Source organism: Spirosoma horti (genome assembly GCF_054776595.1).
The window spans coordinates 485,019-497,211 of record NZ_BAAHBQ010000001.1; the positions used below are offsets into that span (position 1 = coordinate 485,019).

Here is a 12,193-nt window from a genome sequence, read left to right on the forward strand (position 1 = left end):
CGCGTCAGCCATGTACTGTTTATTTCACGAACAGCAACTCCCGGTATTTCACCAGTGGCCAGTCTTCATCGTCCACGACTTCTTCGAGTTTATCGACCTCGTAGCGGATGATGTCGAAGTGGTCCTTTACCTCCGTCGAGTAAAGTTTGGCTCGTTCGGTGGTGTCGGCTACATTATTGGCTTTCTTGCGGGCATCCACCATCGATTCAACATTTCGTTTGATCGTAATCACGCGCGTCGATATTTCGCGAAGAATATCCTTAATGGGTTCTGCTTCAGCATTCATGCCCAGATCCACCAGATTCCGGGCCGTTTCGGCCAGTTTGTTCTGGTATTTCAACGCCGTCGAGACGACATGGTTCATGGCCAGATCGCCCATCACGCGCGACTCGATCTGCACATTTTTGATGTATTTCTCCAGCTCAATCTCGTAGCGGGACTCCACTTCGGCGTGGTTCATCACGCCCGTCCGCTCGAACAACGCCAGCGATTCGGGTTGCACAAATACGCCCAGAGCCTCGGGCGACGATTTGATATTCGACAAACCACGTCGAGCCGCTTCCTCCACCCACTCGTCGGAATAGCCATTGCCTTCGAACAGAATCCGCTTCGTGTTGGCGTAGTATTCTTTCAGGATATCGACAATGGCCAGTTCTTTCTTTTCACCTTTTGCCAGTCGGGCATCGAGATCGCTTTTGAAGGCGTTCAACTGATCGGCCACGATGGCATTCAACACGGTCATGGTAGAAGCCGAATTGGCGGCACTACCTACGGCCCGAAACTCGAATTTGTTTCCGGTAAAGGCAAACGGCGACGTCCGGTTGCGGTCGGTATTATCGCGCATCAGACTTGGAATCCGGTTCAGTCCGAGTTTATAATACACATTATCACCTTTGTTGACGGTTACTTCCGACTTGGTTTCCAGGTCATTAAGCGCCTGTGTCAACGACTCACCCAGAAAGACCGACACGATAGCGGGTGGCGCTTCATTAGCGCCAAGCCGGTGTTCATTGCCCGCCGAGGCAATGGTGGCCCGAAGCAAATCGGCATTGTCATGAACGGCCTTGACCACATTGACCAGAAACGTCAGAAACCGCAGACTCTCCTTGGGCTTCGTGCTGGGTGCCAGCAAATTAACCCCGGTATTGGTACCCATCGACCAGTTATTGTGCTTGCCGCTCCCATTGACCCCGGCAAATGGTTTCTCATGGAAAAGCACTTTCAGGTTATGCTTCTCGGATATTTTTTCCATTAAGTCCATCAACAGCGCATTGTGGTCAACGGCCAGGTTCACTTCCTCGAATGTCGGCGCTACCTCAAACTGACCCGGTGCCACTTCGTTATGGCGGGTTCGAACGGGCATGCCCAACTTCATCGACTCAAATTCAAAATCGACCATAAAGGCGTTGATGCGGGGCGGAATGGAGCCGAAATAATGGTCATCCAGTTGTTGACCCCGCGCGGGCGAATGGCCAAAAACGGTGCGGCCTGCCAGCACCAGATCCGGGCGGGCATAGAACAACGCCCGGTCGACCACGAAGTACTCCTGCTCCGGGCCTAGCGTTGGTGTTACTTTGGTAATGTTCCGGTCGAAATACTGGCAAACGGCCGTAGCGGCTTTATCCAGCGCATTGAGCGCTTTCAGAAGGGGCGTTTTGTAATCCAAAGCCTCACCTGTGTAGGAGATGAATACCGATGGTATGCAGAGCGTTTTCCCACCGGCGCCATTGTCCATCAGAAAAGCCGGGGAAGACGGGTCCCAACCCGTATAACCACGGGCTTCGAACGTATTCCGCAGGCCCCCATTTGGAAACGACGAGGCATCGGGTTCCTGCTGAACCAGCGCACTACCCTTGAATTTTTCTACAGCTTTTCCTTCCATCGTAATGTCGAAAAAAGCATCGTGCTTTTCAGCCGTTTCGCCCGTCAGCGGCTGAAACCAGTGGGTATAGTGGGTAGCGCCCTTGGACGTTGCCCACGATTTCATGGCACCCGCCACTTCGTCGGCAATGGTCCGGTCAATCTGCCCGTTGGTGCTAATGGCCTCAGTTACTTTCAGATACGCTTCGGGCGACAGAAGCGTCCGCATCACTTCACTATTAAAGGTATTGCTCCCAAAAAAATCACCCACACGCTCAGTCGGCGCTGCGACAGCCAACGCCTGACGGCTTTGAGCGATTTCAAGGGCTTTAAAACGGAAATTAGACATTGATGTAGCTAACGGTTTAGGTTCAAATTTTAACCAAACATACACGCCTTCGGCACGGATTACAACGGCCAGCACAAAAAAGCCCGACCACTCACGCGGTCGGGCTTTGATAATCTATTTATTCGGGTAAACTAGGCTGTTTCCAGCACGTCGGAAGCCGATTTAACGGTTTTGATGATCACAGCCGCTACTTTATAGGGATCAGCCGCCGAGTTTGGCCGACGATCTTCGAGCCAGCCTTTCCAGCCGCGTTCTACCGTAGCGATCGGGATACGGATCGAAGCACCCCGGTCGGAGATACCGTATGAGAATTGATCGATCGATTGGGTTTCGTGTTTACCGGTCAAGCGCAGTTCGTTGTCCGCACCATACACGGCGATGTGTGCTTTGATCACATCGGCAGGTGAGAACGACTGGCAAATTTTGTCGTAAACTTCTTTGCTTCCCGATGTACGCAGGGCGGTGTTCGAGAAGTTCGCGTGCATCCCCGAACCGTTCCAGTCGGTAGCACCAAGCGGCTTACAATGCCAGTTGATGGCCACATCGTAGTTTTCACCGATCCGCTCCAACAGATAACGGGCTACCCAAATCTGGTCACCAGCGTCTTTGGCACCTTTGGCGAAAATCTGGAATTCCCACTGGCCCGTGGCTACTTCTGCATTGATCCCTTCTACGTTCAGACCTGCATCGAGACAAACATCCAGATGCTCTTCAACGATATTCCGGCCGAAGGCGTTCTGCGCACCTACGGAACAGTAATAGGGTCCTTGTGGACGTGTTGGGAAGCCTTCTTCGGGGAAGCCCAGTGGTTTGTCGATTGACGTATCCCACAGGAAATACTCCTGCTCGAAACCAAACCAGAAATCGTTGTCGTCATCCTCAATCGTAGCACGACCGTTTGTTACGTGCGGAGTGCCATCAGCATTCAGAACTTCACACATAACCAGATAGCCATTCTTACGCTGTGGATCAGGGCAGATGAAAACTGGTTTCAGCAGACAGTCCGATGAACCGCCCTCAGCCTGTCCGGTCGAAGAGCCATCGAACGACCACATTGGGCAATCGTCGAGCTCACCCGAGAAATCAGCTTCAATTTTTGTTTTGGAACGTAAGCTTTGGGTGGGCTTATAACCATCGAGCCAAATGTATTCTAACTTCGCCTTTGCCATGATGTACAAGTGGATTAATTGAATAGGGGTTTTGTCACAATACTTTCAGCAAATATAGTACGGCTTTACAATAAAAAATAAATGCTTTACTGGCCTTTAACCGTATTTCTTATTGATTTTATGGAAATATTATAATTTTAATTCGTTTGGTACAGTAAATGGCAACATTTAGCCACATTTTTTATTGGTTTATAATCTAAACCGGTCTGCAGCAAAAAGGCCCTTTATTCCTGATTTATGCTCAGGAATAAAGGGCCCAGATTGAAAAAATGCGGATATTTCGGGAAATACCGCTTGTTATAGTCGTGTTGTAAGCGCTCTAACCAATGATCAAAAATCGGCGATCAGGTTGGTTTTAAATAACTTAATGGCAATCGCCAGCAGAATAATACCGAAAATCTTGCGCAACACTTCCAGGCCGCCAGCGCCTAACTGCTTTTCCAACCAGCCAGTCGATTTTAGAACAACGTAGATCAGGATCAGATTGAGAATGATTCCGATTATAATGTTAAGCGTTTGATACTCGGCCCGGAGCGAAATGATGGTTGTTAAGGTGCCGGCACCGGCAATCAGCGGAAAAGCAATTGGCACAATGTGTGAAGCGCCACCAGTCGACACTTCCGATTTGAAAATCGTTCGGCCCAGGATCATCTCCAGCCCGATTAGAAAAATAATCAGGGCACCTGCTACCGCAAACGAAGCGACGTCGACGCCAAACAATTTCAGAATCCGTTCACCGACGAACAGAAAGGAGATCATCAACACACCCGAAGCAAGCGTAGCCCGTTCGGATTCAATTTTACCGGCTTTTTTACGGAGGTCAATAATGACAGGGAGTGAGCCGACAACGTCGATCACTGAAAAGAGAATGAGTGTAACGGAAACCGTTTCTTTGAAACTAAACATGATGGTGGCATTACCGGGACGGCCACGTCCTGGCGAAGACTACTAAGTTGATAATTAACCGCATACGTGGCCATTCAGGCTCCGCACGAGATTAATATGACCGAAGAAATGCCATTAAGGTTCCAATCTCTTCGTCTGAAATAGCCGGGAAGTTAGCGATTCGAAAGGTCGTGCTCTTCCAGTCACCATAGCCATTACCAAGAATTATACCAGCCTGATAAGCAGCCTGTTTGATGTCTTTTATGGTATTTCCAGAACCTTCTACGGCGATGACCGTGTCGGACCGAATAGCGGGATCGTTAATCAGGAGATTGACCGCAGCCCCGCCCGTAGCGGATAAACCAGATTTCCGACCAAAACCCGGGCTGGATTCAGCGAAAAAAGAATACCAATCGTGCGCCCGTTTTTTTGTAATTTTATCAACTACGTCAATTGGCGGTACCTGTTGCAGCACCCGCATCAGCATATAAATACCCAGACCGTTTGGTGTATATGGGGTCTGGAACTTCGCGAAATTCTCGTGGATGAACAGTAAACTGTTGTAGTGGGCATTCTCGCCGATTTCCTCTGCCCGTTTGAGGGCGGCCGGCGAATAGACGAGCACGGCCAGCCCCGCCGGAAGGCCGAAACATTTCTGCACCGAGGCAAACCAGACATCGGCCAGCGACCAGTCGAACGCAATGCCTGCCATTGACGAGACGGCATCCACAGCAATCAGGGCCGAGAAATCCCGCCGGAACTGGGCGAGCGTTTCCATACTAACCTGTGTGCCATTGGATGTTTCGTTCTGGACGATGCATAACACATCGGCGTCGTTCAGGCTAACGGGTGGCTTTATTTTATACGCATACTCCGCCCATTTCTTCCCAAATGCACCGCTATAGGGATGCAGGCTGGCCGTTTCGGTTAGTGACTGCGCCACGATTTCCCAGCATTCCGTTGCCGATGACACCAGCGCAACATGATAATCAGCTGGAATAGCCAGTTTCTCGTGCAGCAACCGAACGGTTTCTTCGACAATATCCATGAAACCGGCACTTCGGTGATTCAGGCTTACGATACCCTGATGCACGGCTTCGGCGGCATAATCAGCCACCTGCGGGTATACTTTCGATGGACCAGGGTAGAAGGTGATCATGTGGTTTGTAGTTTACAGTTTGTGGTTTGTGAAGGCACGGACCATGGAGGAGAGTTTGTAGTCTGTAGTTTGTGGCGGTCCGTCGCTACGGCGGTCCGTCGTAAACCACAGATTACAAACTACAAACTAAGTAAATACCGTACCGCCATCTCATAGCCTATCAAGCCTAAGCCGACAACGACACCTTTGCATTTGGCTGACAGATAACTGTGGTGCCGAAACGACTCGCGGGCGTGTACATTGGAGATGTGCACCTCCACAGCCGGGGCCGTCACCGCCGACAAGGCGTCGGCAATAGCGATGGACGTGTGCGTGTAGGCCCCCGCATTAATGACGATGCCATCTACCTCAAAACCAAGCTCATGAATTTTATCGATCAGTTCGCCTTCGTGATTCGACTGAAAATAGCGAAGTTGCACCTCGGGAAACATCGCTTCGATGGTTTTTAGGTAATCAACGAACGAGCGATTGCCATAAATTGTTGGTTCCCGCTTGCCCAGCAAGTTCAGGTTGGGACCGTTAATAATTAAGATTGATTTCATTGTGGTTTGTGGTTTGTGGTTTGTAGTTCACGGTTGGCTGACGCGAAGGAGCCCAACGAGACTACAAACCGTAAACCACAAACCACAAACCATAAACCAACTGTGTGGCAAAGTTATATAAACGCCTTTAAGAACTACCTAAAGCTGGAACGGTCGCTGGCCGAAAATTCGGTGGAGGCCTACCTGCACGACGCCGAGAAGTTGTATGAATATATACTCCTGACGGACCCCAGCCGAACACCCATGCAGGTGACGGAAAAGGAACTGACTAATTTTCTAATGTATCTGGGCGAGTTGGGCTTATCGGCTCACAGCCAGGCCCGGATGCTGTCGGGCATAAAATCATTTTTCAAGTATCTGATCCTCGAAAATCTGATCCAGCATGACCCAACCCAGTTACTGGAAGCTCCGAAACTTGGCCGTAAACTGCCCGATACACTCAGCTTTCCCGAAATCGAAGCCATGCTGGCGGCCATTGACCTCTCGACACCCGGCGGCACGCGGGACCGCGCCATGATCGAAGTCCTGTACAGTTCAGGATTGCGGGTATCTGAATTGCTCAACCTGCGCCTGACAAACTGCTATTTTCAGGACGGGTTTGTGCGGGTGCTGGGCAAAGGCGATAAGGTCAGGCTCGTGCCGATTGGTCAGGATGCGATTCATTATACGCTTGTGTATGTCGAGCATGTACGCCGAAAACTGGAGGTTCAGAAGGGCGACGAAGACACTATTTTCCTGAATCTTCGGGGGAAGCAGCTATCCCGCATTTCGGTTTTCACGACCATTAAAAAGCTGGCAATCGAGGCAGGTATCGACAAGACGATCAGCCCGCACACCTTCCGGCATTCGTTCGCCACGCACCTGATCGAAGGGGGCGCTGACCTGCGGGCGGTACAGCAAATGCTTGGCCATGAGTCCATTACCACCACCGAAATTTATACACACCTGGACCGGGATTATTTACAACAGACCCTGCGTGAGTATCACCCCCGTAGCCAGAGCCGCCCCAAAGTCCGGCCAGATTCCTATTAATTTACCAGTGTCAGAAAGTAGATTTTGGGTTTGAAATCTAACCCAAGTATAAAGTAGAAGGACGGTCGCGTTAGCGGTCAGAAGGTTACAGAAGAAGTAGCATTGGAGCAGGAATTGGTCGCGTAGCGATCAGACAAAAGCTCAGTTATATCGCTACGCGACCAGTTCTGTTCTAATGCTACTTCTTCTACAACCATTAAGTTCCTACGGGACTATTGCGCTAAACAGCAAACTCACAGAAATCAATCCAATCATAAAAATCCTGGTAAAAAAAGTCCCCGCTATCGAAGCCGATGGCGGGGATCCCCAATCTAACTAACCCAAAACTTAATAAAAACTTCACTCCATTTGATCGTAGCAGACTACGCGTCTGCACTAACTTTTTCACCCACAAATTGCTGGTGCTGATGTTTGAACAGCAGATTGAACGACGTCAGACTACCGTAAATGCGCGTGATATATTGTTGAATATTAACTTTTTCCTCATCATCGATTGAGCTGGCGTTTACACGCTGCTCCAGGACGCGAAGGCGATCCCGCACCATCACGATTTTGTGAAAGAAGGCATCAATCGGCATTTCTTTCTGCGACAAATCGGCCCGGCCGGGTTTTAGAATCAGTTTACCACCCTTCCATTTATCGCCCAGCGGAACCATTTCGGTCTGGTCAACCCATCGCTGAAGAACCCGCGTAATGGACTGCTCGACATCGAACAAACTTACCATATCGCCGTCGGGCTCAATGGCCTCGATGATGGTCAGGGGTGCGTCGAATTTGAGTATCTTCACGCCATGATCATGAAACGTAACGGTATAACCCGTTGCTTTTAAGTTGATAACGACGCCGTTACCAAACTCGTCGTGCCGTATGCGGGAACCAATGCCCAACAGGGTATCCATAAATCACTCATGTTAAAGAATTCATACTAGCATAAACAAACGTCGTGCCAGAATAAATTAACCATTTCGCGTTTTCACTGTATGCCTACTTCGCTTCCGCCACTTCTCACCCAAAAAGATACGTTTACGCTTCCCGAAGATCTTCACTATCTGAATTGTGCTACCCGTTCCCCCCTGAGCAAAACCGTTGAACAGGCTGGTCTGGACGCGATTCGTCGCGATACCAATCCATTTGGCCTGCGCCCCGACGATTTCTTCAGCGGGCCCGTACGCGTTCGGTCGTTGTTTTCACAGCTTATTAACAATCCGGATCCGGAACGGATTGCCGTTATTCCATCCGTGTCGTACGGAATGGCCGTGGTGGCCCGCAATCTACCCAACAAGCCGGGTATCCGGGCCAGGCAGCGCATCGTGTTGGTTGGCAGTGAATTTCCCAGCGATGTATATGCCTGGGATCGCGTCTGTACCGAACTGGGCCTGACAATTACCACAGTCGGCATACCCGCCGATTTCCCCAAGGGCGCTATCTGGAATGAACGTCTGCTCGATGCAATTGGCCCCGATACGGCTCTGGTCGTTGTGCCGCCCGTTCATTGGATGTACGGTACTCGGTTCGATCTGGAAGCCGTAGGCAAACGGGCGCGTGAAGTCGGTGCCTGGCTAGCCGTCGACGGTACACAGGCTATCGGTGCCCTGCCGTTCGACCTGACAGCGATTCAACCCGACGCCGTCATTTGTGCGGGATATAAATGGTTGATGGGGCCTTATTCTATGGGCCTAGCTTATTATGGACCGGCTTTCGATGATGGAACGCCTTTGGAAGAAGGTTGGATGAATCGGCTCGACAGCAACCAGTTCCACCGCCTGATGGACTACCAGCCCGTTTACCGACCCAAAGCGTATCGATACAACGTTGGCGAGCATTCGCATTTCCTGCAAATGCCTATGCTCGAAGCCGCGCTGGCCCAATTGAATGACTGGCTACCGGAACGGATTCAGGCCTATACGGATGTACTTATGCGCGATGCCTGGCCCGCGTTGGAAGACCTTGGTTGTCGGGTAGAGCCCATCGATGGCCGTCAGGGCCGGGCCCATCATCTGGTCGGTTTATGGCTCCCTGACCATACCGACCCCATGGCAATCCAACAGGCCTTGCAGGCCGAAAAAGTATCGGTATCCGCCCGGGCGCAGGCCTTGCGCATTGCTCCTCACCTCTATAATACCCCCGAAGATGCCGACGCGCTGGTTCGTGTATTAACGCAGGTCCTCACGTAGAGCCCGCACCGGCGGACCGGCATATTTGCGGCTCACATCCGGATGGTTTTTGCAGGATGATTTCAACGATCGGTTCCCCAACGGATGGTTTCCCTGACGCAACCCTATTGCTGACGCATGTGAGCCGCAAATATGCCGGTCCGCCGGTGCGGGCTCTACACGTGTTCGTAAAATTCCAGCGGCAGGTCGTCGGGATCGGCGAAGAAGGTGAACCGCCGACCGGTGTGCTGATCGACCCGAACGGGTTCTGTTAGTACACCATTCTCATTGAGGTGCGCAATAGCCGCATCCAGGTCGGGAACGGCGAAGCAAAGATGACGAAGTCCCAGCGCTTCGGGTCGGGATGGGCGTTTTGGCGGATTCGGAAATGAAAACAGTTCGATGATATACTGACCATTCAGGGCCAGATCCAGTTTATACGAATTCCGTTCGGCCCGAAAATATTCGCCTAGAATGGACAGCCCCAGTATCTCCGTATAAAACCGCTTCGAGGTTTCGTAGTCGGAACAAATGAGGGCGATGTGGTGAACAGCAGATAGATTGAGCATACAGGTTCAGGGAGCAAGGAGTGTGTCTGTCGCCATGGTGTCGACGGCGACGCCATCTTTCGACATCGGGAGCGCCCGTTCAACCTCCCGGCGTTTGTTCCAGGGAGCCGTTGTCCGGCGGCCCATGTCAATGGCGATCAGAATCACGATGGATGTAAAAACGATAAAGACAATGATAAAGATTCGTCGGTTTCGATTCATAAACGTGGTCTTAAATTGCTGACGATGCGGGTTTGACAGATAACATCCATTACTCGGCAGGTAGTTGCTTCGGGGCGATTTCAAACGTTACATGCCCCGTACGACCCGACATTTCGGCCCAGTTCACATCGTCAAATACAAGGGTGACTACAGCGCCCTTGCTCATCGACCCAATGGGTTGGTGCGTCAGGTATTCGGCAAGATACGATACATCCGGGTTATGCCCCACAATCATGGCCGATTGAACTGTGCTGGGCAAGGCGTTCAGGGCGGCCAGGTAAGCTTTTGGTCCGCCATCGAACAAATCCTCATCCAGTCGAATCTGTGCCGGATCGTAGCCAATTTGTTCGGCCATGACCATAGCCGTGTCTTTAGCCCGAGAGGCCGTGCTGCTAATGATCACGTCGGGCCGAATCGTCTTCCCATGAAGATAACGACCCATTCGGGCAGCAGCAATAATACCGTCTGAGGTCAGCTGACGGTCGTGGTCAGGCATGAAAGTCGCACGGTCTTCGGCTTTAGCGTGACGAACGATATAGAGTGTAATGGGCATATCTGGAAAGAATTAGACGCAAAATTAAGCGGGTTGTTGGCTCATACCTTATTAAATCAATTGTAAAACGATGCCTGGCGACAAATGTGTTTCCTTCACTTATGGACGTTTCGGACGACAATCCGTACTTTTACGCTCATAACCACTATACTGGTCGCCGTTTTCGTATGAGTTATTTACCTATTCAGCAATTATTAAAAACTGCCCACATCGGAACCACCGTAACCGTAAAGGGGTGGGTCCGCACCAAACGCGAGAGCAAAAACGCCGTTTTCATTGCCCTAAACGATGGGTCAACCATCAATAACATTCAGGTCGTGGCCGAAGCAGGTCAACTTCCTGAAGAAACATTAAAGCTCATCACCACCGGATCCTGCCTGGCCGTTACGGGTCAGTTGGTCGAATCGCAGGGGGCTGGGCAGGCCGTTGAAGTAAAAATTTCAGACGTTATCATTTACGGCACCGCCGATCCGGAAAAGTATCCTCTGCAACCCAAACGCCATTCACTGGAGTTTCTGCGCGAGATCGCCCACCTGCGTCCCCGCACCAATACCTTCAGCGCCATTCTGCGCATCCGGCACGCGCTGGCGTTTGCCGTTCATAAGTATTTCAACGACAACGGGTTTTATTACCTCAACACACCCATCATTACCGCTTCTGACGCCGAAGGAGCGGGTGAAATGTTCCGGGTAACCACGCTCGATGCGACCAAGCCACCCTTGACCGAAGACGGTAAAGTCGACTACAGCCAGGATTTCTTCGGCCGCGAAACCAACCTCACCGTATCGGGTCAGTTGGAGGGCGAACTGGGTGCCATGGCGCTGGGCAAGATTTATACCTTCGGGCCAACGTTCCGGGCCGAGAATTCCAATACGACGCGCCACCTCGCCGAGTTCTGGATGATTGAGCCGGAAATGGCTTTTTACGAACTGGTGGACAACATGAATCTGGCCGAAGATTTCCTGAAGACCATCATTCGGTATGCGCTCCAACACTGCGCCGATGATCTGGCCTTTCTGGATAATCGCCTGAAAGAGGAAGAAAAGACCAAAAAGAAAGAAGAACAGAGCGAGTTGGGACTGCTGGAAAAACTCCAGTTTGTGATCAGCAATGATTTTGTTCGACTCACCTATACGGAAGCCATCGACATTCTGATCAACTCGAAACCCGCCAAAAAAGGGCAGTTCCAGTACGACGTGAGTTGGGGCGTCGATCTGCAGTCGGAACACGAGCGGTATCTGGTCGAGAAGCATTTCAAAAAGCCGGTCATTCTGACCAACTACCCGCGGGAGATCAAGGCGTTTTATATGAAGCAGGACGCCGAACCGGCTGTTGGAACAAGGGGCGAAGTGTTTGGCCCCACCGTTCGTGCCATGGACGTGTTGTTCCCGGGCATCGGCGAAATCATTGGCGGTTCCCAGCGGGAGGACGATTTCGATAAACTCACTGCCCGGATGCACGAAGTAGGCATTGAGCCCGAAGCGCTGTGGTGGTACCTGGATACGCGTCGGTTTGGCTCGGCCCCCCACGCCGGTTTCGGCCTCGGCTTCGAGCGACTAGTGTTGTTCGTCACGGGCATGGGCAACATCCGCGATGTCATTCCATTCCCCCGCGCCCCAAAAACTGCCGAATTTTAAAATTTGATCACGGTTTATGGTTTGTGGTTTACAGTTTGTGGTTCGTGGTTGGCTGACGCATGAATTACTGTCGCCAGTGCGTCA

At 51.3% G+C, this 12,193-nt stretch carries 12 protein-coding genes; 3 read left to right on the plus strand and 9 right to left on the minus strand.

The window, feature by feature from the left end; genetic code table 11:
• Positions 1-19 precede the first annotated feature (19 nt).
• The 5 genes from ACYVAM_RS02065 to aroQ form a co-directional block, all read right to left on the minus strand.
• Positions 20-2,209: a glutamine synthetase III family protein gene (locus tag ACYVAM_RS02065; protein ID WP_461063413.1), complete on the minus strand. Its 2,190-nt coding sequence runs from the start codon at positions 2,207-2,209 to the stop codon at positions 20-22.
• A 131-nt stretch (positions 2,210-2,340) separates the two neighbouring features.
• Positions 2,341-3,378 (minus strand): glutamine synthetase beta-grasp domain-containing protein, encoded by a 1,038-nt coding sequence (locus tag ACYVAM_RS02070; RefSeq protein ID WP_461063415.1) that lies wholly within the window; start codon positions 3,376-3,378, stop codon positions 2,341-2,343.
• Between the two features lie 330 nt (positions 3,379-3,708).
• Positions 3,709-4,284 (minus strand): MarC family protein, encoded by a 576-nt coding sequence (locus ACYVAM_RS02075; RefSeq protein ID WP_461063417.1) that lies wholly within the window; start codon positions 4,282-4,284, stop codon positions 3,709-3,711.
• A gap of 91 nt (positions 4,285-4,375) precedes the next feature.
• Entirely contained in the window at positions 4,376-5,422 is a 1,047-nt protein-coding gene (locus ACYVAM_RS02080) for an aminotransferase class V-fold PLP-dependent enzyme (RefSeq protein WP_461063419.1), read from the minus strand.
• Between the two features lie 119 nt (positions 5,423-5,541).
• Positions 5,542-5,964, minus strand: a complete 423-nt coding sequence (gene aroQ, locus ACYVAM_RS02085) for a type II 3-dehydroquinate dehydratase (protein ID WP_461063421.1) — start codon at positions 5,962-5,964, stop codon at positions 5,542-5,544.
• Positions 5,965-6,066: 102 nt separating this feature from the next.
• Here aroQ and xerD point away from each other — a divergent pair, with 102 nt between their 5' ends.
• Positions 6,067-6,996, plus strand: coding sequence for a site-specific tyrosine recombinase XerD (gene xerD / locus ACYVAM_RS02090; RefSeq protein WP_461063423.1), 930 nt, complete (start codon positions 6,067-6,069; stop codon positions 6,994-6,996).
• Positions 6,997-7,358: 362 nt separating this feature from the next.
• On the opposite strand, the gene ACYVAM_RS02095 is transcribed toward xerD, so the two are convergent.
• The gene (locus ACYVAM_RS02095) at positions 7,359-7,895 is read right to left on the minus strand and encodes a hypothetical protein (protein ID WP_461063425.1); all 537 of its coding nucleotides are present in this window, start codon (positions 7,893-7,895) and stop codon (positions 7,359-7,361) included.
• An 81-nt stretch (positions 7,896-7,976) separates the two neighbouring features.
• Between ACYVAM_RS02095 and ACYVAM_RS02100 the strand changes: the two genes are divergently transcribed.
• A complete protein-coding gene (locus tag ACYVAM_RS02100; protein ID WP_461063427.1) occupies positions 7,977-9,170 on the plus strand; it encodes an aminotransferase class V-fold PLP-dependent enzyme in 1,194 nt (397 codons plus the stop codon).
• Between the two features lie 155 nt (positions 9,171-9,325).
• On the opposite strand, the gene gloA2 is transcribed toward ACYVAM_RS02100, so the two are convergent.
• Genes gloA2 through ACYVAM_RS02115 form a run of 3 tightly spaced genes read right to left on the minus strand, consistent with a single transcriptional unit; the run spans position 9,326 to position 10,472 of the window.
• On the minus strand, positions 9,326-9,718 hold the full coding sequence (gloA2, locus tag ACYVAM_RS02105; protein WP_461063429.1) for an SMU1112c/YaeR family gloxylase I-like metalloprotein: 393 nt from the start codon (positions 9,716-9,718) through the stop codon (positions 9,326-9,328).
• A gap of 6 nt (positions 9,719-9,724) precedes the next feature.
• Positions 9,725-9,919 carry a hypothetical protein gene (locus ACYVAM_RS02110; protein ID WP_461063431.1) on the minus strand — a complete coding sequence of 65 codons (195 nt, stop codon included), beginning with the start codon at positions 9,917-9,919 and terminating at the stop codon, positions 9,725-9,727.
• Between the two features lie 49 nt (positions 9,920-9,968).
• On the minus strand, positions 9,969-10,472 hold the full coding sequence (locus tag ACYVAM_RS02115) for a SixA phosphatase family protein (RefSeq protein WP_461063433.1): 504 nt from the start codon (positions 10,470-10,472) through the stop codon (positions 9,969-9,971).
• Between the two features lie 167 nt (positions 10,473-10,639).
• Here ACYVAM_RS02115 and asnS point away from each other — a divergent pair, with 167 nt between their 5' ends.
• The gene (asnS, locus tag ACYVAM_RS02120; protein WP_461063435.1) at positions 10,640-12,109 is read left to right on the plus strand and encodes an asparagine--tRNA ligase; all 1,470 of its coding nucleotides are present in this window, start codon (positions 10,640-10,642) and stop codon (positions 12,107-12,109) included.
• Positions 12,110-12,193 lie beyond the last annotated feature (84 nt).

What these genes read in the sequence shown, in the direction of transcription:
- ACYVAM_RS02065 (WP_461063413.1), bottom strand. Translation starts at nt 2,209, where the DNA reads ATGTCTAATTTCCGTTTTAAAGCCCTTGAAATCGCTCAAAGCCGTCAG.
- ACYVAM_RS02070 (WP_461063415.1), bottom strand. Translation starts at nt 3,378, where the DNA reads ATGGCAAAGGCGAAGTTAGAATACATTTGGCTCGATGGTTATAAGCCC.
- ACYVAM_RS02075 (WP_461063417.1), bottom strand. Translation starts at nt 4,284, where the DNA reads ATGTTTAGTTTCAAAGAAACGGTTTCCGTTACACTCATTCTCTTTTCA.
- ACYVAM_RS02080 (WP_461063419.1), bottom strand. Translation starts at nt 5,422, where the DNA reads ATGATCACCTTCTACCCTGGTCCATCGAAAGTATACCCGCAGGTGGCT.
- aroQ (WP_461063421.1), bottom strand. Translation starts at nt 5,964, where the DNA reads ATGAAATCAATCTTAATTATTAACGGTCCCAACCTGAACTTGCTGGGC.
- ACYVAM_RS02095 (WP_461063425.1), bottom strand. Translation starts at nt 7,895, where the DNA reads ATGGATACCCTGTTGGGCATTGGTTCCCGCATACGGCACGACGAGTTT.
- ACYVAM_RS02100 (WP_461063427.1), top strand. Translation starts at nt 7,977, where the DNA reads ATGCCTACTTCGCTTCCGCCACTTCTCACCCAAAAAGATACGTTTACG.
- gloA2 (WP_461063429.1), bottom strand. Translation starts at nt 9,718, where the DNA reads ATGCTCAATCTATCTGCTGTTCACCACATCGCCCTCATTTGTTCCGAC.
- ACYVAM_RS02110 (WP_461063431.1), bottom strand. Translation starts at nt 9,919, where the DNA reads ATGAATCGAAACCGACGAATCTTTATCATTGTCTTTATCGTTTTTACA.
- ACYVAM_RS02115 (WP_461063433.1), bottom strand. Translation starts at nt 10,472, where the DNA reads ATGCCCATTACACTCTATATCGTTCGTCACGCTAAAGCCGAAGACCGT.
- asnS (WP_461063435.1), top strand. Translation starts at nt 10,640, where the DNA reads ATGAGTTATTTACCTATTCAGCAATTATTAAAAACTGCCCACATCGGA.